The organism is Pseudoalteromonas sp. B62, assembly GCF_037162565.1.
In the GTDB taxonomy this organism is placed as follows: Bacteria; Pseudomonadota; Gammaproteobacteria; order Enterobacterales; family Alteromonadaceae; genus Pseudoalteromonas; species Pseudoalteromonas fuliginea.
In genome coordinates this window covers 1027652-1043555 of sequence record NZ_JARLVB010000002.1, presented here as the reverse complement: position 1 = coordinate 1043555, position 15904 = coordinate 1027652, and the positions used below count along the sequence as shown (strand labels likewise).

Genomic DNA, 15904 nt, shown 5'->3' with positions numbered 1-15904 from the left:
ATTATGTCAACCATGTTTTTTAATTTTTATACAATTCGCTTTCTATTTGCCATGCAGTTCGGTAGTAATCATATAATTGACCAGAGCCTAACCTGTTGACCTCAACACTTTTAACTTGTTCAAAGTATTGATTGGGAAATACAAAGCTTGCCAATAAATATTCTTTACTAATCCACCTTGATGGCACAGGCATAGCCGTCGCATCATTAATACGGCCACTGGCCGACTGCCCCATTTTAGTAGCTATAGTCCAGCCCCACTGCCCAAACGAAGGTATGTTTTGCTGATACTGCTCAACATACTCAAACCCAGCCGCTTTAACTGTTTTAGCAATGCTTAAAAACGCTTTTTTAGCGTGGTAAGGTGAAGTTGATTGAACCGCCATTGCGCCATCGGGTGCTAATAACTGACGTACATGATTATAAAAGTAGTCACTGTACATTTTATTTAGATCAGGGTGATTTGGGTCCGGTAAGTCAATTAAGATGGTGTCGAACTGCTTAGATTGATCAAGCAGCTTTTCTACTTCTAAAAATGCATCACCCACAATTATGTTGGCTCGCGAGTCTTGCATCGATTTATTGTTTAGCTGTAGTAATCGCTTATTGATGTGCTCTGGCGGCGTAAAGTCACCGTCTTTATGACCAAATAAATTGAGAAGCTGCGCATCTAAATCTATTAGCGTTACTTCACTTACAGGCCACTTTAAAACATCTCTAAGTGCAAGCCCGTCACCACCACCAATTATTAATACACGGTCGTGTCTGTTAGAGGCAAGCATTGCAGGGTAAACCAGCATTGAATGATATATTTGCTCATCAATACTTGAGAACTGTAAACGCCCATTTAAATATAAATCGGTGATTGGCTGAGGTTGGTTTTTGCTTAATCTTTCGGTTAAAACTACGTGCTGGTATTTGGTTGCTTGCGAATAAATTACTTTATCTTTGTATAAAACATTACTTAGATTGTTCATCCAGCTACTGCCAAATACTAAAATAAAGCCAAACAATGCCAATAGTACTATATGGCAAACTAAAAGTGCCTTAGCAAAGCGCACATGGGTATGGTAACGCCATAAAAACGCGAGTCCTGCGATGATATTAAATAACGCCGTCCACGCCGCAGCTTGCATTATAGGCATTGAGAGCATGATGCTTACCCAAATGGCGGCACCAATACCAGCACCAATATAATCGGCACCATAAATAGTCCCTGCGTTGTTTTCTAAAAAACGGCCATAAACGTGCTGACGAATACGCGCTATAAGCGGTATTTCCATACCAATAAATAAGCCCAGTATTAAACCAAAAACATAAGGTAGAAAACGTGACCACTCTTGTAGCTTTTGAAATACGTAACCATTAAGTACAACATCAGGGGGTAAATTAAAAATGCTCGAAAATAAATGAGGAAGAGAATAACTTACAGCTATTACACCCGCTATCGCTAAAATGCAGCCCATGCCAACCAAAGCAATAATGCTTTCTAGCCAAGCAAAAGCGGTAAATGCATCTTTAAACCAGCGCGCTAAAAAAGCGCCTAAGCCCATTGCTACAATCATAGTACCAATCATGGCGTAAATAGCGCTTTCTACTGAGCCAAGTACACGGCCCGCATAATGAGACAGTAAGTATTCATAAATAAGGCCGCATCCAGCAAGCACGGCCATAACAGTAATTAGTAATATATCGTGCCCAAGTAAGCGAGACTTACTTGGGGAGTGTTGGTTGATGACACTGATTATGCGCCTAGTAAGGTTGCCATAGTGATACCTACAGCAAATGATACTGCTGCAGAAATAGTAGCTACACCTACATTTTTTTGACGATTAACTTCATCGGAAATATCGCAACCAGATAAAATTATTTTAATTGTCACTAAGTGCAAAATAATAAATGCGACAAGGCTCACAACAGCGCTAATAGCCCAGTATAGTAAACTCGCATTAATATTATCAGCAGCGTATGGCGCAACACCCGTTGCAGCTGTAATAGCTAATGCACTACCTATTAAAAATCCAGCATAACGAATACCCACAGCTAAGTTACTATCAACAATTGCTTGTTGTAGGCAGTCGCCGCTTTTGTTTGTACGCTTAAATAACTGCACTCGGTATTGGCTAACAAGTAGTAATACAACACTACCTATAATAAAGGCGGCAATTACAATTGGAAGACCATGCCAGCCATCAGTAGCCACCCATAAAAGTGCTGAGCGAATAACTATTGCAACGCTAACAACATGACCAAAATCAATTATTGAAGCTGTAACGTTACCTTTAACTATTTCGTTGTGCAGGCTTACTTTACGAAGCGCTACTTTATCTTGGAAAAAGTGGCCCAACTTAATAAGTACAATAGCTAATGCGCCGTAAGCTAACATTTGCAGTGCTTCTTGTTGCAGTGTTGCAGCAAAAGCACCACTACTTACACCTGTTAATACAATCGCCAGTGCCACTAAACCAGCGGCAAAGCTAATACCAAAAGCAAAGTTATCACGCTCTGTTATTTCATCATTTGCGTGTAAGTTTGAAACCCAGCCTTTTATATATTTAAGGCTTACAAATAATAAAACAATAATTGCAAAATCAATCGCCAACGCTTGTAGCGACCACATAGTTATTCCATTAAATTCATACATATTATTCTAACTCCAACTTATTCTTTTACTTACCACGGCTCACGCCACGAGAGGTTCTGCTACCGCTATCACGCACCGTTCCTGAGCTATTGCTATAACTGCTAGAACGAGAATAACTACTGCGGCTTTTTGGTGGCGTATAACTACTACGGCTTAAACCGGATGCACCTGTTTTTTTACTCGCATAAGGGCTTGTAAACTGCTTACCTTGGCGTTGGTATGTTTGGCGCGTGCGTGTTTCTAGCGCGCTTTGGGTTTTAATTTGTTTAGGGCTTGAATAACGCGAACGGCCATAGTCATTGTAATAACTATACTTTCGGCGCTTACTCCAGCTTCCATATTCAACACGATCAAATACATCACCTAAAATACGGTACATCCCGTACCATTGCCAAAAGCTAATACCGTTACTATTTGATTGCCAGTTACCATAGTTAGGGTTACCTACCATTTGGTTACCAACACCCTCACCTTCAGCTTGCTTACTAATTGCGCCTACACGCGCTAAAGTGCCTTTGGACATATCAGCTAGCATATTAATAGGATCGGTTAGCGCATCGGAAAATAGCGTAGGTTTAGACGCATCACGCAACAAATCAATGCTATGCAACGTATCTTCGTAAGGAGGAATTAAGTAAGTTCCTTTAATATCTTTAAGTCGCTGTGTTAAACCACTATAAAGTGCACCTTGGCGCGTTGCATCAAGGGTAATTACATCAACAACTTTTGTAAGCTCTGGTTGTTGTTTTTTAAGGAGCTCGCCATATTCTTTAAGTAATATAGCATTGCGCACATTCCCATTATCGAGTGCAGTACCAAGCTGAGACAGCTCCGTATCTGCCTTTTTAATAGACTCTTGAATTGTTTGTTGCAGCTGCTCTTCTTTAGATTGACAACCCATAAGCACTGCGAACAAACAAAACAGGCTTATAAGTTTCCAAGCTTTAATATTCGACATTCATGTCACCTGATTTACTAAATTAACGCAGCTAGTTTTACACAGGTCACTTATTAAACCAAGAATGAAATTGCAACAAAGTGAGAAGAAGTAGCTAGCTTTTAAATCCGACTGTGATTTAGTGAAGATATTGAGTTGTATCGCCAAGGTTAGAATTGAAGTAGAAGCTTTATAAGGGTACTTTCAGTGCTTTTACGTTGGGAGTCGCGCTCGCCCGACCTACGAGATGGATGTTGCTGTGAGCGTGTGTTAATTGCGCGTATTTCACTTTTCTGCAGACGTAAAAAAGCCCGACTATTTCTAGTCGGGCTCTCTACAATTTGAGGTCGGTGCGCTACGCAGTAGGATGTCGTAGTGCCCACAGCGGTAGAAAGTCACAGTGAAATGCTACACTATCTTTGTGTCAGGGCGGCCTTCAGTGGGTCTCGCCTTCGAGCTGTTTTGTTTCACTACCGAGTTCGGTATGCAAGTTCTATATAGCCTATAGGTTTTTTCTAAACCTCAGAAAGCAAAAAACCCGTCACATTGCTGTAACGGGTCTCTACAATTTGAAGCCTGGTAATGTCGTAGTGCCCACAGCGGTGGAGAGTCACATAGCAAATGCTACTTTATTGTGATCCAAGTTAAGAAAACTAGATAATAAAATTCGCGAAAAATATGGGATAAGCGGGGATGACTTGGGATTTAGTGGGATAACATTTTAAACAGTCTTTAAAATAGTGAAAGCCTAGTTCCTGCACTAATCAATCTTTTATAAAATGGTTCCCTTGTTCATATTTATCAAGATTCTCAACCATCAAATCAATCACACCATCTAAGCTGAACAGATCTATGTAAGGTACGAATAAAATAGGTTTGTTTCTTTTTAATACGCCTGGCGAATGCCTATCTTTAATCCTCATACCTGTAACGAATATTTCAACAAAGAATCCTTCAAACATAAAACAGACAGTGATAGAACCTTTTCTTACAGTATCTACTCTACAAAATGGGGCACTTATAATTTCCTTAATTGCTTCATCAGAAAAACCTTTCTCGTCGCTCATATCAGTAACTCTACTAAGTTGTATATGAAACTCACAACTAGGTAGCTTGCCCTCATCATTGAAGACTTCCTTTAAAAGTTTGTGGTGTGATTTAATTATCCTAATGCCAGAGTATGCTTTTTGAGAAGATAAGGCGGCTCTGTAATAAACAGATAGAAAGTATTTTATAAGTTTGCTTTGATCAATGTTGATGAAGGAGATACCACCTGAAGATTTTATAAAGCCTTTTTGTCCTCTTAAAACAGACAAAGAATATCTTTCAAACTCAATATTTAGAAAATGCTCGCATTCTTTACAAAGTTGAGGTTCTGCCCAGCTGTCACTTGAATATTGTATTGGTTTATCATCATTAGAGAGGGAAATTCCTTTACCAGACATTGTTTTGAATAGCTTTTTAAATACTGCATTACCTATGGCGTGTGATTTTTGAAGTTCCTTTTGCTGTTCGCACAACTTACATTTGCCTAAAGTTGTCATTATTATCCTTATTTATTGAAATAGATTACAGAAAAAACAAATATGAAAACTATAGCGATGCTAAAAAGTATGCGTAGATATTCACGCTCTTTTTCTTCAGTTTCATTTTCAATTCTTAAAGTATCAGCTTCTATTGCTTTAGCCTTTGCATTATACATATCGGCTTGTGCATTTAGTCGTGCTATATGATCATTTACGATTTCATCATGAATGGTCATAAACTCTGAGGCTTCTTTTGAAGGCATAGTTGCTTTGATTTTATCTAGAGTAGCTAAATGATCTTGTTCCAGCTGTGCTTGCAACTCATGTTCTGTTTTATTGAATAGCTCAATATAGTTTAGTGAAAATTGTTTAACTAGCTCTGCATTCATGATGTTCCCCTGTAAAATGCTGTTTATATAAATGTACCATCTGAATAAAAAAACAACAGGGAAAAGTTATCTTAATTTTTGCCATAAAAAAGCCCCTTTCGGGGCAATTGGTTGGTTAGAATAGCTCGGGTTGTATTCGCTTGGTTTCAGCGGCGTGTACAGCGCGAACAATCTGGTAGATGCGTTGCTCAGATAGGTTGTATTTCTTAGCAAGCTCTGTGTGGTTGTTACCTCGAAAATCTTGGTAAATTTGGTTGTGCTTAAGTATGGCGTCAAGCCCAACACCTTTAGGGATATAAACGCTCATGCCACCGCATTGGTGGCGAAAGTCATCAACAATTAACGTAGCCAATTTAGTGGCCTGTTCTTCGTCAATTTTATTCTCTAAAAGCATACGCTCAATTGAGTCTAGCAATATCAATAGAGTTTCAGCTGTTTGCGCTTTGCCACTCATAACTAGCTCCTATACTTGGCTAGGTTCTCTTGCCACTTCTTAGTTGACTCTTGCAGTGTTTCAGGGCGTTCGACTTTCATTTCGATGGCCTGATTAGCAGAGACAACCGTTTTAGATGTTTGGCTGTTTAAGAACTTTTGTTCCTCGGTTTCTAGCACCTTTTGTAAGTAAGCGTGATCATCACCCATGCGACGATAACCGTTGCGCTCCCAGTGGTCACGAATGCTGGCAACGGTAATGGTTAGCGCTTGGGTAAATACTGCTAAATCGTGCTGTTTAGTTAGCTCTATTATGTCCTGGCTTAACTTTAATTGGCGCGCGTGTGATAGGTCTGATTTGTCAGGCGTGAACAATTGAACATAATCAGCTAGTGCCGCACTGGCGTGACCAGGCAGCGCAGTGTAAATGCACAGCAGTTCGTCAGAGGCTTTGTTGTGTGCAATCGCTGATATATCTAATAAACCTCGGCAATGAGGGCATTTAGCTAGTTTTTGCATTGCCTGCCTCCTTAGCTTGATCCACAGAAATACCAAAGCGCTTAATAAACTCGTTGCAGTCTTCAAAGGCTTGTAAAATTGTAAGGTACCGCGCACGTTGCATATTAACGGGAATATTTAAACGGCTTGCTTGCAACTTGGTTTGAACGGCAAACATTTCTGTTGAGTCGTCTAGTGATTCCATATCAAGGTCTTTGTAGTAGCGCAAAACAGCGGCAATTTTTACCGTCATCGCTTGTTTCATTAAGCGTAAATGGTAGCGCTTTAAACGTTCAATTAACTCATTTGATATGGGGGCCATCCAGTCTAAACGTTCAATTTCTTTGCCATCGTTTAGACTTTTTGATTGCTTTACACACCACTTTTCAAGAGCAATATAACTGCCGTTTTCAAGCAGCTTATGCGCTTTCATCATGGTCCATACTTGGCCTAGCTTTTTAAGCCTGGGTTCTTTATCAAGTAAGGCTTGATCAATCTTACGTTTTACCGGCTTTTTCTTTTTAAAACCGAGCTTTTCCATGCCTTTAATTACTTTATCGAGCTGCTTTTTATCCATCTTAGTGGTGCTGTCGATACCCGCCCAGGCTTTAAGGTTTGCACGGTAAACATCATCGTCCATATTGAGATCACGTTTAGCGATTTGGATAAGCTGAATTAACTTTTTCATTGGTTACTCCAAAGCCGCCAGTAGGCGGCATATCGTTAAGCGGTGATGGCTACACTAGGTTGATGAACGGCCAAGGTTTCTTCTTTAACAAAAGCAACCTTGGCATTGGCGTTATTAACTTTGGCTTTGTTAAAGCTCTTGAACGCTTTTTTGTATGATGGCGTTGTAAGCATGCAACAACCATCTACACGTACGTTGTAGGTTGTGGCTCTCATGCTGACTTCTCCACATCACTTAAGTGATCAACAGGCACATGCACCGGTTTAATAAAAAATTGCTCTTTTTGATTAAAGGTAATGCCAGCAATATCTTTAACTTGTTCACGGTGTTTAATGAGGCCTGTTTTATTCACAGATGTTTTAACGCTAAGCAAATCAGTCAGTTTTAATTGCTCTTGTAGCTTTGCTAACGCGTCGATCACATCTTGGCCGTTCTTCACTGTGACAGATAGCGGTGGTGTGCGGGTGCCAATTTCACCTACTGTATAAATGCGCGACTTTTTACCCGCAGGCACAATGTCTTGCTGGTTGGCGCTAAAGAATATTTGAGCCGATTTACTCAATACCTTAATTTCGTTATTGATTGCCGTGGCTTGTTCTTTTAACGATGTCTTGGCATCTTCAATCGCCTGATTGGTTTGTGCAGTCGCTATGTCTAGCATTGTTTGCAGTTGGCCAATGCGGAATATGGTTTGTTCTAATTCATCTGAGCTGCTTACAGACAGCATATCGTCTGATTTTACGCGGCGGTTTGTTGGTTTAGCCATGGCGTTTATCCTTCATATTGTGGATTTGAGTTTCAAGTTTGTGGGTTGCGTCTTGCAGTTGCGCTAAAGTACTTAGTGCATCGTCTTTACGTCCCGCTAAAATTTCGCCATTAACCAGCTCAGTTAATTGTGCAATGGTATAAATTGATGGCGCGGTATTTTGGGTTAATCGGGTAGTGCTAATTTGGGCTGTTGCACTGTTCATGGTTTATTCCTTACGCTGCTTTTTCTTGTAACCAAGCACGGGCAGCGGTGATCACATCGGCTTCGTTATTACCACTAAATGGCAAACCAATATCAGCTATTACCGCTTGTGCTTTAGGTGTTAGGTTCTCGATGGTAATGCGCGTCGTTATCTCAAATTGCAGTAGGTACTTAGCGCGTTCTTTTTTTGTTTTTAACTGGCTCAAAAGTGCCTTGTCAAAATCAGTAATTGATAAAAAGGCCATGTTAGGCTCCTGGTTTATGTTGAAGTTTGGTTTGCTCTTGGCCATGCACAGGGCGATGCAAGCACTCTTTTTTACCTGCCTTAATACCGTCAAGAATTGCGCGGCTGGTGTTCGCTTTTTTGCCTCGCTTTAACGGTGAGCTGCTACTCAGGTCGGGGAACTCTTGCGCCATGTAGCGTTCAATAATGCTGGTTTCTTTTTCGCTAAGGGCGAACTCTTCAACCGTGCGAGCAATACCAAACACCCAGCCCTCAGCAAAGCGATCGCCACGGGCTACTTTAGTTGCACGCTTGCACTGCTTAGGTTGCTGCTTTACATACTCTTGGCGAGTTTGTTTTAGCTTGCTCCAGAGCACTTCGTAGCAATATTTAGCAAGTTCTGGTTGTGGGTTAATACCAATAAAGGCGACTTCTGAATTACTAAACAAACTGGACGACATCACAAAGCGCACACCAAATACCCGTTTGATCAAATGCAATAAAGCTGCGTGATAACTCACTACTTTTTGCAATCCGTTTCAACACGTTCATGCTGTACATAGCTAAAATCAATGTCGCTTTCGCTTACCTTATGTTTGCGCATTAGGTTTTGCGCTTGGCGCATCGCAGCAGCTGCTTCGTGTTCGTTGGTTGCCTGCTTGGCAAGCGCTAAACACTGACGAATTTTTTTAAGAATGCGGGCATCCATAGCTAAACCCTCACGTATTCTTCGGCAAGTTCTGCCGTAATGCGGTCTTCGCCTAGGTCGGCTGCTTCGTTCATCAGGTTTTTCATCAGCGTGTTTACGTTGAGTGGGTAACTCATATCAACGGTTTCATCAGGGCGGCCAGTGGTGCGGCCAAACTTGCGAATACCACGCAGCGCTTGCTGCATTTTTTCAATAGCGGCGGGTTCAATCACTTTCTCAGGTACCAAGTTGGCGGCTTTGAGTTTGTGATCAATGTAATCTTTAAGCTCAGTACCAAGGGGCGGCACATTTAGCTTATTTACGCGGTATGCAAATTCGCGCACGTTCATTGAGCTTAAAACTTTGTCCAGCTCGGTTTGGCCGATAATGCAAATACCAATTAACTTAGTGAACCCTTCGCTTAGCTCCCACAGCACCTTTAATTGCTTAATGGTTTCTTCGTCTAGGCGGTGGCCTTCGTCAATAAGTAAAATATGGCGGTTGCCAGCGTTACAGCTGCGGGTAAGTTCATCACGTATAATCGAATCACGGTCTTCGCTACTACGTGGCAGCTTAGAAATGTTCAGCTCACGACAAATAGCCTCACTAATCGAGCTTGAACCAATTTTCTTTTTATCAATTCGGGCAGGGCGAATAACCCGAATATTAGGGTGCTTAGCGCGTATTTCTTCAATGGTAAAGTTCATCATTACCGTTTTGCCGCTGCCGCATTCACCCACCAGTGCCATTAAGGTACCTACCTTTGCACAGTTGATAATTGACTCAATCATGTAACGTTGCTGAGTGCCTAAATACACATGGTCAATGCTATAAATCTCGTTATCCCATGGGTCGTTATAAATTTTAAAGTGTTGTCTTGCTCTTGGTGTAAGCATTTGTGCCTCCGGTAATTCAATGACTATGTGCCCGTTAATTGAGTCTTCGTGACCAATGATCAGGCGCTTGGTTTTATGTGCATGTTTCCACTGGCTACCCGTGGTTACAGCGTTGTTATGTGGATCATCCAAAAATATTTGGTAAACATTGCTTTCAACAATTAACCCGTTTTCAATGGCAAATTGTTCTAAGGCTCTTTTGATTGCATCACGCGAAAACGCACGTTTAGGCCAGTCAGATTTAGTGACTATTTTGTTAAGCGTGGCCTCGCTGGTTTTAACGTTTGCATTGTGATCTAACCACTGGGCTAACTGCTTATAAGTAATGCCACGGTTAGCCATCATGCGGCCTAGCTTTATCTTCCAGGTCTTTCGGCTTAACTTCTTTTTATGCTCGTTGGGTTCGCTCATGCCACCTTCCTGTATTGCGTTGGATAGGCGGCTAGCACGCGGTTAAAAAACTCATCGCGTTCTTGCTCGTCATTAAAAATGTACCGGCCTTTTTCGTCGGCTAGTTCCGTCCAGCGTTTTGAATCAACCAACTTCACATGCACCATATACACGGTGCGAGTACGGCCAGACACAACGTTAAACGGTGCATGTTCGGCTTTGCGTAGTTGGTGCTTTTTACTGTTTCCCATGGTGGTATCTCCTAACGGGTAAAATTAACCACGTTTAAGTGGTTTGGTTTGTCAAAGGTTGCTAGCTCGTCAAGTAAGCTAGGTAATTGGCTTGCATCGATACTGCGATCAGCAAGGTAGATTTTTTCTTCAGGGGTAATAGGTGTGCCGCGCTTTGCCACAATGGCTTTACGCAGTGCAACGCCGGCTAAAGTGTTTGTTGGTTGCTGTAAGCCGGTATCAACTTGCTCACCACGAACACGCATAAAGTCAGGTGTTTGCAGCTCGTTTAAGTGGCTGTGTGCATCTAGCGCACCACCAAACGGCACTGCTTTTTTACCGCGCTTAGCTTTTACAATTTCTTCATCGCTCATGCCTGGATAAGCACCACGCTCGGCTTGCTTACGGGCAATATCTAACGAGGTATCTTTAGGGGCTTTCATTTGTTGGCCAATCACTGCGCCGTTTACATCAAAGCCTGCTTCGTCGGTTTCAATGGGGGCCACGGTATGTATTTGCTGCTCGCCTTGGTGCTTGCAGTACACCAGTACTTCGCCACGTTCTGATAACGCCATAGGCAGCACTAACACTTTTAAGCCTTTGTAAATGCCAACAAGGCCATCAAGCGCATACTTTTGGCTGCGTTTAACGCCCGGGTGAACAAACGTGATCGACAGGTCAGGCCTAACCATGCGGGTTTCTTCTTTATGGGTAAGTAACCAGCGGCAAATATCTTCGCTTGGTAGGTCGCGTACTTTGCCGTGCGCCATGCGTTTCATCCAAAACTCATAACGGCCTTTACCGTGGCGGCTATGTTTGGCTGAGTAATGCGGTATTTGATCTGCGTTGTAGGCGTTCTGCCATGCAATAGCATGCTCGTTTAGCTCTGCAACGCTGTTTACTGGCTCAAACATCAACCGCGACTCAAACAGTTTTTCAACTAAGTTGTTGGCGTTTTCTACTTGGCCTTTAGCGCGTGCGCGGCCCACTTCGTGATCAATCACATCAACGCTTAATGCATCCAGGGCGCGAAGAACTGCCCCCGCTGTATTGGCTGAACCTTTATCCATTACTAAAATGTCAGGCAGGCCACGTACTGGGCACTTTTCATCGTTGTGCAAACCCCAGCACCACAGTAAAAAGTCATACAGGTTTGCCATGGTTTCACCGGCGCTTTCGTAATAGCGCACACGTACCGCACCTGAATAATGATCAGTTAATACATAGCGCCATACGCGCAGGTTTTTTATCTTTTCAAGGTTTTCAGGCTTGTTTTTGTAAAACTCGTCATCGCTCATAAAGCGTTGCACACGGCCTTTTTTACCGCCTGGCGGGTAGTAAATTAAGCACAAGCTTGGGTCAACCTGATGCACATGGTTGGGGTAAAGGCTACGCAGCTGCACATGTGCAGTACTTTGGGTAAGCATTTTTGCGGTAGCGTTTTGCTCACGTAGTAAACGCCTAACCGTGCTGTTACTTTTAAACTCACAGCCATTAGCCGCTAATATGCTTACGGCATTGGGCGTTTCAACAATTTGCTTACCGTTTTTACGATTACCCACAGCCAGCATGGCTTTAAGCTTATCTAGGCTTTCAGGGTCTTGGCTGCTGTTACCTTTGTCAGCTCGCGGTTTACGGCCACTGCTGTAACCTAGTTTGGCTAACTCGCGGTAAAACGCATCTTTACTTAGCCCAAGTAGCTGTTTAGCTTCAGCTAAAATAGTGCCTTTTTCGCCATGTTTGGCGTTTTCGATACGCTGCTTAAAACCAAGTAAAATTTCGTCAGCCATGATGCTTACTCCTCGTTGCTCATGGCGCTGTCGTTAAGCTCTTGCAGTACGTCAAGGCTGGGGCGCATTTTTGGTAAGTAACCCTCAAGAATGTTTGATGTTTCAAGCCATGCTTGGGCAAAGTCTTCAGCGAGGGTTTTAAAGCTATGTAGTAAGCCTGCTGCTAAGTACTCGGTTACTTGGGGTGATAAGTTACCGTCATCTAAAAAATGCTCACGCAGTGCTATTAAGCGGCTTAGCGATTCAACGGCGTTGCTTTCGTACTTGGTAGCTTCAAACAGTAGGTGCTTGGTTTGGTCTACCCAGGCATCGGCTTTAAACTTGGTGCTTTCAAGCTCCGATTGGTAGTCCATGGCTTTCATTTGGTATTCGTCCCGCATACGAACGGCTACTTGGCGTTGGTCGTCAATCTCTTTAGCTTTTTTCTTTTCGGTATCAAGCTCTTTTTTGTGCTGAGCTTTTAGGTCTTCAATTAGCTCTTTAACAGCTTCTTTATCGCCTGTTTCTACTGCCTCAGACTCAATGATCAATGCTTGCGCATCAGTAGGTAATTGGCGCAAAGCTTTTAAATCTCGGTAGCCTAAGCGCATTGAATGGGCTTGCTCAAAGAACTCTTCACCAAACTGACAAAGGTTTAACAGCCGTTCGTCTACACTTTTTCGGCTAAACCCTAAAACCTTTTCGCAACATTGCTCCCAAGTGGAAACAGTTTCCAGTTTTCCAGTTTCGTCAGTATAGGTTAACCCTTTGTAATTCTTGGATTCTTTAACCTGTTGTAAAATCTTTAATTCGGAAACCGTTACCAGTTTTCCGATAAAGTTGAATGCTTGAATTTGCCCAAGTTGCATTAAAGCATCTTGTTTTGATGCAAGTATTTTGGTGGTTTCAACAGTGATCTGTTGTTCTTGTGCTGTTAGTTCGTTGCTCATACGATTGCTCCATAATTTCTACGGTCTTGTTCTAGTTGCTGGCTGCGCTGGGTAATCGCCAACTGGGCGCTGTTGGCTAAGGTGATTAGGGCTGGCCCTAAGCGCACTTTGTTTTGATCCCATGGGCAGTGCTCGGCAAAGCCTGCTTGGATCAGGTTTTTAATAACTGCCGTTGCCTGTGATTGGGTGATGTTTAAACGCTTGGCTAATTCGCCAGGGCGTAGGCCATCGGCTTCATAACCGCTGAGCGCTTTAATGGCGCTTAGGCCGCGCTGCATGGTGCTTGAGATATATTGATCGCTCATGCTGAAACCTGCTTGCTTTGGTAGAACTCGCGCAGTTCTTTAACGCAGCTAGGGCATGCGGCCTCTATTTCAATGTGGCTGGTAGTAACTTGTCGCCAGCCCATATAACTGGCTGCATCAATAAATGCTTCGACTGGTATGGTGCCGTGCTCTACACGTTTGCAGCAGTTGCACTGTAGAGTGATTTTTGGTGATTCAACCTTGAGCTGCGCTATAGTGATTTTTTGAGTTAGTAATTTCATGCTTTGTATTCCTTGTTAGCCATTGCTTTAAGCTGCGCCATAGTCATCAAAAACACCGTTTTAGTGCTACTTGGGCGAAATTTAGACGGTTCTTGGTCTTTGATAGGGGCAGTGTTCATGGCTTTTGCTCTTGGTTAGTTAACCGCTGAAGGGTGATCAGCTTTGGCTTGGGTAAGGAGTGATTGGGCTTTGTTTTGTAGCTCTTGGGCTTCAAGTTGAAAACGCGCTGCTTGCTCTAACATTTGGCCGCGTTCGTCAAAGCAGCGGTGTAAAATTGGCTTTAATAATTCGTTTACTATATTGATACTGCCCACCGCCCAACAAAAAGCGGCTAAGTACTCCATTGGCATTGATTGGTCTGAGCTTGGCGCTAACCATTTATTAAGCTTGCCTGCGTTAATAACTGCATCGCCTGCGAGTGCATCGTTCATGCGATCAGCTATACGGGGGCGTGAATAGCCAGAGTCGTGAATGGCTTTGTTAAGTGCTGCTAGGTATAAATAACGTACATCACAATTTGGGGCTTCTTCGGCGTTTAATATGCTGTTGTTGTTCATCTTTGTATTTCCTCTGTGTTTTAAAAATAAAGTAATTTTGGTGGTAGAAATTACCTAAACCTTTCCCTGTTCTTTTTTAGCTGGCGACCGATAATGAGTTATGTGCAGGAGGGATGGGCTGTCCTTTCCGTAACGCGGTAACGATCTGATTGGTCCTTTGGGTACGATCCTTAGGACCTCTTTTATTAGGAGAGAAATACGGTTCTACATCACCAAATACTTCTTCCAGTGGAAGACCAAGGCACTGACAAATTGCCACTGCAACGGGTTTTGAATAGGTTTCTCGTCTTGAAACTCTAGATATGTGACTAGAGGTAACTTTCAGCGCAGCAGCAATATCCGAAAAGTTGATGTCCTTTTGCTTCAATGCATCTCTGATTTGTTCATGACTGATAGCTTTTTTAACCATAATTATGTAACCTTTTATAGTTGGTGAAAAAAATATTGTTCGTAATTAGTGTGCAATCTAATTTAACCGAACAATAAAATGATTGTCAATAAAACATTTTAAAAATTGTTATTACTAAAAAATGGTTGACTAAACATTATGGTGTTCGATAAGGTAGATTTAATTGATACCGAAGCCGTTATTGAAAGGCTAAAAAGAAAGATAGGAACAACTAGCAATCGACAATTGTCGGTTGAGTTAGGTATGTCTATAAACGCAATTGCGCAGAGTAAAGCAAAAAACACTCTGCCTTATGGCAATATCGTTGAGTATTACGTAGCTAAAGGTTATGACTTGAATGAAATTTTTACTGGTAAAGGCTCGGGATCAATTACCCAAAAAGCCGCAGCCCCATCAAGTGATGCAGCGCTAAGAGCATTAGAAATGGTCGAGCGTATACTTGAAAAGGAGCTGTATAGTAAAGACTTGCCAGCGGATAGATTATTAATAGTGGCTAACAAATTAAGGCCCGTATTAGTAAATGCCTGCTTTGAAAATGATTTTTGCGAACCGATTGTTGAAATGATGGCAAAGGGGGCGCTAACGTTGGCATAAATGGAGTTATACCGAATGTTTAAAAGTATTGTACTTTCAGCCCTAGCATGTGCAGCATTTGCTGTGTCGTTTTCGTCTGATGCGCTTGAGCCATTAACTGATCGAGCGCGTGTATCATCTATGCAAGCCCAGCTACTGTTACCTGACAGCAGTAGCTTAAGTGTCGATATGAACTTTGATTGTGGCTCGGCTTTTGAGTCAACGGGAATGATTATTACCAGTGAACGCGGCGCGCAGTTATTAGCGGCCGCTTATACGCATTTATACGGGCAGGAAGCTGGCGAGTTTGTAATGACGCAGTGGAACACTAAAAAACACGTAGACGACCCACGCAAACCGACCTTTCTTATTGTAAAACCCCCACAAAATATTAATTGGCAAGCGCCAAAATTAGCGAGTAACAGCCTTGTTAAGGCACGCTCGCTGCAAGTACAAAGCGCTGAAACGAGTGACGCAACACCCGAATACCAAGCAATGCTTGAGTCGTTTTGTGGTACGCGTAACCACGTACAGTACTGATAGTAAGCTCTTATAATAATAAATGGCGCAGCCAATAGCTGCGCCGACC

Annotated in this window: 25 protein-coding genes; 2 read left to right on the top strand and 23 right to left on the bottom strand. The window is 42.4% G+C overall.

Annotated features, from left to right (window positions below; all coding sequences use genetic code 11):
- Positions 1-19 precede the first annotated feature (19 nt).
- From P4S71_RS09255 to P4S71_RS09145, 23 genes are all read right to left on the bottom strand, one after another.
- The gene (locus P4S71_RS09255) at positions 20-1672 is read right to left on the bottom strand and encodes a polyamine aminopropyltransferase (RefSeq protein WP_442961665.1); all 1653 of its coding nucleotides are present in this window, start codon (positions 1670-1672) and stop codon (positions 20-22) included.
- Positions 1673-1743: 71 nt separating this feature from the next.
- Positions 1744-2643: a DUF350 domain-containing protein gene (locus P4S71_RS09250; RefSeq protein WP_337150544.1), complete on the bottom strand. Its 900-nt coding sequence runs from the start codon at positions 2641-2643 to the stop codon at positions 1744-1746.
- Positions 2644-2668: 25 nt separating this feature from the next.
- Positions 2669-3601: a hypothetical protein gene (locus tag P4S71_RS09245; RefSeq protein WP_096792183.1), complete on the bottom strand. Its 933-nt coding sequence runs from the start codon at positions 3599-3601 to the stop codon at positions 2669-2671.
- 743 nt (positions 3602-4344) lie between these two features.
- The gene (locus tag P4S71_RS09240) at positions 4345-5124 is read right to left on the bottom strand and encodes a hypothetical protein (RefSeq protein ID WP_337150543.1); all 780 of its coding nucleotides are present in this window, start codon (positions 5122-5124) and stop codon (positions 4345-4347) included.
- Between the two features lie 8 nt (positions 5125-5132).
- Positions 5133-5495 (bottom strand): hypothetical protein, encoded by a 363-nt coding sequence (locus P4S71_RS09235; protein ID WP_337150542.1) that lies wholly within the window; start codon positions 5493-5495, stop codon positions 5133-5135.
- 115 nt (positions 5496-5610) lie between these two features.
- Positions 5611-5949: a Mor transcription activator family protein gene (locus tag P4S71_RS09230; protein WP_182761594.1), complete on the bottom strand. Its 339-nt coding sequence runs from the start codon at positions 5947-5949 to the stop codon at positions 5611-5613.
- Positions 5950-5951: 2 nt separating this feature from the next.
- Positions 5952-6446 carry a hypothetical protein gene (locus P4S71_RS09225; RefSeq protein WP_337150541.1) on the bottom strand — a complete coding sequence of 165 codons (495 nt, stop codon included), beginning with the start codon at positions 6444-6446 and terminating at the stop codon, positions 5952-5954.
- A complete protein-coding gene (locus P4S71_RS09220; protein ID WP_337150540.1) occupies positions 6430-7113 on the bottom strand; it encodes a phage protein GemA/Gp16 family protein in 684 nt (227 codons plus the stop codon). Before P4S71_RS09220 ends, P4S71_RS09225 begins: the two co-directional genes overlap by 17 nt.
- 35 nt (positions 7114-7148) lie before the next feature.
- Positions 7149-7328, bottom strand: coding sequence for a hypothetical protein (locus P4S71_RS09215; protein WP_337150539.1), 180 nt, complete (start codon positions 7326-7328; stop codon positions 7149-7151).
- On the bottom strand, positions 7325-7879 hold the full coding sequence (locus tag P4S71_RS09210; RefSeq protein WP_337150538.1) for a host-nuclease inhibitor Gam family protein: 555 nt from the start codon (positions 7877-7879) through the stop codon (positions 7325-7327). Before P4S71_RS09210 ends, P4S71_RS09215 begins: the two co-directional genes overlap by 4 nt.
- Positions 7872-8084, bottom strand: a complete 213-nt coding sequence (locus tag P4S71_RS09205; RefSeq protein ID WP_145236346.1) for a hypothetical protein — start codon at positions 8082-8084, stop codon at positions 7872-7874. Before P4S71_RS09205 ends, P4S71_RS09210 begins: the two co-directional genes overlap by 8 nt.
- Before the next feature lie 10 nt (positions 8085-8094).
- Positions 8095-8328 (bottom strand): hypothetical protein, encoded by a 234-nt coding sequence (locus tag P4S71_RS09200; RefSeq protein WP_337150537.1) that lies wholly within the window; start codon positions 8326-8328, stop codon positions 8095-8097.
- Between the two features lies 1 nt (position 8329).
- Entirely contained in the window at positions 8330-8827 is a 498-nt protein-coding gene (locus tag P4S71_RS09195) for a DUF7168 domain-containing protein (RefSeq protein ID WP_337150536.1), read from the bottom strand.
- The gene (locus P4S71_RS09190; protein WP_337150535.1) at positions 8827-9015 is read right to left on the bottom strand and encodes a DUF2786 domain-containing protein; all 189 of its coding nucleotides are present in this window, start codon (positions 9013-9015) and stop codon (positions 8827-8829) included. The genes P4S71_RS09195 and P4S71_RS09190 overlap by 1 nt, the downstream gene beginning before the upstream one ends.
- A 2-nt stretch (positions 9016-9017) precedes the next feature.
- Positions 9018-10301, bottom strand: a complete 1284-nt coding sequence (locus P4S71_RS09185) for an ExeA family protein (RefSeq protein WP_337150534.1) — start codon at positions 10299-10301, stop codon at positions 9018-9020.
- Positions 10298-10531, bottom strand: coding sequence for a hypothetical protein (locus tag P4S71_RS09180; protein WP_337150533.1), 234 nt, complete (start codon positions 10529-10531; stop codon positions 10298-10300). The genes P4S71_RS09185 and P4S71_RS09180 overlap by 4 nt, the downstream gene beginning before the upstream one ends.
- A gap of 11 nt (positions 10532-10542) precedes the next feature.
- Positions 10543-12300, bottom strand: a complete 1758-nt coding sequence (locus P4S71_RS09175; RefSeq protein WP_337150532.1) for a hypothetical protein — start codon at positions 12298-12300, stop codon at positions 10543-10545.
- A gap of 5 nt (positions 12301-12305) precedes the next feature.
- Positions 12306-13229, bottom strand: coding sequence for a hypothetical protein (locus P4S71_RS09170; protein ID WP_337150531.1), 924 nt, complete (start codon positions 13227-13229; stop codon positions 12306-12308).
- A complete protein-coding gene (locus tag P4S71_RS09165; protein WP_337150530.1) occupies positions 13226-13534 on the bottom strand; it encodes a MarR family transcriptional regulator in 309 nt (102 codons plus the stop codon). Before P4S71_RS09165 ends, P4S71_RS09170 begins: the two co-directional genes overlap by 4 nt.
- Positions 13531-13776, bottom strand: a complete 246-nt coding sequence (locus P4S71_RS09160) for a hypothetical protein (protein WP_337150529.1) — start codon at positions 13774-13776, stop codon at positions 13531-13533. The genes P4S71_RS09165 and P4S71_RS09160 overlap by 4 nt, the downstream gene beginning before the upstream one ends.
- Positions 13773-13895, bottom strand: coding sequence for a hypothetical protein (locus P4S71_RS09155; protein ID WP_259399205.1), 123 nt, complete (start codon positions 13893-13895; stop codon positions 13773-13775). Before P4S71_RS09155 ends, P4S71_RS09160 begins: the two co-directional genes overlap by 4 nt.
- A gap of 15 nt (positions 13896-13910) precedes the next feature.
- On the bottom strand, positions 13911-14333 hold the full coding sequence (locus P4S71_RS09150; RefSeq protein WP_182757769.1) for a hypothetical protein: 423 nt from the start codon (positions 14331-14333) through the stop codon (positions 13911-13913).
- Positions 14334-14409: 76 nt separating this feature from the next.
- Complete coding sequence (locus P4S71_RS09145; RefSeq protein ID WP_182757770.1) at positions 14410-14742, bottom strand: helix-turn-helix domain-containing protein; 333 nt, start codon at positions 14740-14742, stop codon at positions 14410-14412.
- A 138-nt stretch (positions 14743-14880) separates the two neighbouring features.
- Here P4S71_RS09145 and P4S71_RS09140 point away from each other — a divergent pair, with 138 nt between their 5' ends.
- The gene (locus P4S71_RS09140) at positions 14881-15336 is read left to right on the top strand and encodes a helix-turn-helix domain-containing protein (protein ID WP_182757771.1); all 456 of its coding nucleotides are present in this window, start codon (positions 14881-14883) and stop codon (positions 15334-15336) included.
- A 15-nt stretch (positions 15337-15351) separates the two neighbouring features.
- A complete protein-coding gene (locus tag P4S71_RS09135; RefSeq protein WP_182757772.1) occupies positions 15352-15855 on the top strand; it encodes a hypothetical protein in 504 nt (167 codons plus the stop codon).
- The last annotated feature ends 49 nt before the right edge of the window (positions 15856-15904 follow it).

What these genes read in the sequence shown, in the direction of transcription:
- P4S71_RS09255 (WP_442961665.1), bottom strand. Translation starts at nt 1,672, where the DNA reads ATGGCCGTGCTTGCTGGATGCGGCCTTATTTATGAATACTTACTGTCT.
- P4S71_RS09250 (WP_337150544.1), bottom strand. Translation starts at nt 2,643, where the DNA reads ATGTATGAATTTAATGGAATAACTATGTGGTCGCTACAAGCGTTGGCG.
- P4S71_RS09245 (WP_096792183.1), bottom strand. Translation starts at nt 3,601, where the DNA reads ATGTCGAATATTAAAGCTTGGAAACTTATAAGCCTGTTTTGTTTGTTC.
- P4S71_RS09240 (WP_337150543.1), bottom strand. Translation starts at nt 5,124, where the DNA reads ATGACAACTTTAGGCAAATGTAAGTTGTGCGAACAGCAAAAGGAACTT.
- P4S71_RS09235 (WP_337150542.1), bottom strand. Translation starts at nt 5,495, where the DNA reads ATGAATGCAGAGCTAGTTAAACAATTTTCACTAAACTATATTGAGCTA.
- P4S71_RS09230 (WP_182761594.1), bottom strand. Translation starts at nt 5,949, where the DNA reads ATGAGTGGCAAAGCGCAAACAGCTGAAACTCTATTGATATTGCTAGAC.
- P4S71_RS09225 (WP_337150541.1), bottom strand. Translation starts at nt 6,446, where the DNA reads ATGCAAAAACTAGCTAAATGCCCTCATTGCCGAGGTTTATTAGATATA.
- P4S71_RS09220 (WP_337150540.1), bottom strand. Translation starts at nt 7,113, where the DNA reads ATGAAAAAGTTAATTCAGCTTATCCAAATCGCTAAACGTGATCTCAAT.
- P4S71_RS09215 (WP_337150539.1), bottom strand. Translation starts at nt 7,328, where the DNA reads ATGAGAGCCACAACCTACAACGTACGTGTAGATGGTTGTTGCATGCTT.
- P4S71_RS09210 (WP_337150538.1), bottom strand. Translation starts at nt 7,879, where the DNA reads ATGGCTAAACCAACAAACCGCCGCGTAAAATCAGACGATATGCTGTCT.
- P4S71_RS09205 (WP_145236346.1), bottom strand. Translation starts at nt 8,084, where the DNA reads ATGAACAGTGCAACAGCCCAAATTAGCACTACCCGATTAACCCAAAAT.
- P4S71_RS09200 (WP_337150537.1), bottom strand. Translation starts at nt 8,328, where the DNA reads ATGGCCTTTTTATCAATTACTGATTTTGACAAGGCACTTTTGAGCCAG.
- P4S71_RS09190 (WP_337150535.1), bottom strand. Translation starts at nt 9,015, where the DNA reads ATGGATGCCCGCATTCTTAAAAAAATTCGTCAGTGTTTAGCGCTTGCC.
- P4S71_RS09185 (WP_337150534.1), bottom strand. Translation starts at nt 10,301, where the DNA reads ATGAGCGAACCCAACGAGCATAAAAAGAAGTTAAGCCGAAAGACCTGG.
- P4S71_RS09180 (WP_337150533.1), bottom strand. Translation starts at nt 10,531, where the DNA reads ATGGGAAACAGTAAAAAGCACCAACTACGCAAAGCCGAACATGCACCG.
- P4S71_RS09175 (WP_337150532.1), bottom strand. Translation starts at nt 12,300, where the DNA reads ATGGCTGACGAAATTTTACTTGGTTTTAAGCAGCGTATCGAAAACGCC.
- P4S71_RS09170 (WP_337150531.1), bottom strand. Translation starts at nt 13,229, where the DNA reads ATGAGCAACGAACTAACAGCACAAGAACAACAGATCACTGTTGAAACC.
- P4S71_RS09165 (WP_337150530.1), bottom strand. Translation starts at nt 13,534, where the DNA reads ATGAGCGATCAATATATCTCAAGCACCATGCAGCGCGGCCTAAGCGCC.
- P4S71_RS09160 (WP_337150529.1), bottom strand. Translation starts at nt 13,776, where the DNA reads ATGAAATTACTAACTCAAAAAATCACTATAGCGCAGCTCAAGGTTGAA.
- P4S71_RS09155 (WP_259399205.1), bottom strand. Translation starts at nt 13,895, where the DNA reads ATGAACACTGCCCCTATCAAAGACCAAGAACCGTCTAAATTTCGCCCA.
- P4S71_RS09150 (WP_182757769.1), bottom strand. Translation starts at nt 14,333, where the DNA reads ATGAACAACAACAGCATATTAAACGCCGAAGAAGCCCCAAATTGTGAT.
- P4S71_RS09145 (WP_182757770.1), bottom strand. Translation starts at nt 14,742, where the DNA reads ATGGTTAAAAAAGCTATCAGTCATGAACAAATCAGAGATGCATTGAAG.
- P4S71_RS09140 (WP_182757771.1), top strand. Translation starts at nt 14,881, where the DNA reads ATGGTGTTCGATAAGGTAGATTTAATTGATACCGAAGCCGTTATTGAA.
- P4S71_RS09135 (WP_182757772.1), top strand. Translation starts at nt 15,352, where the DNA reads ATGTTTAAAAGTATTGTACTTTCAGCCCTAGCATGTGCAGCATTTGCT.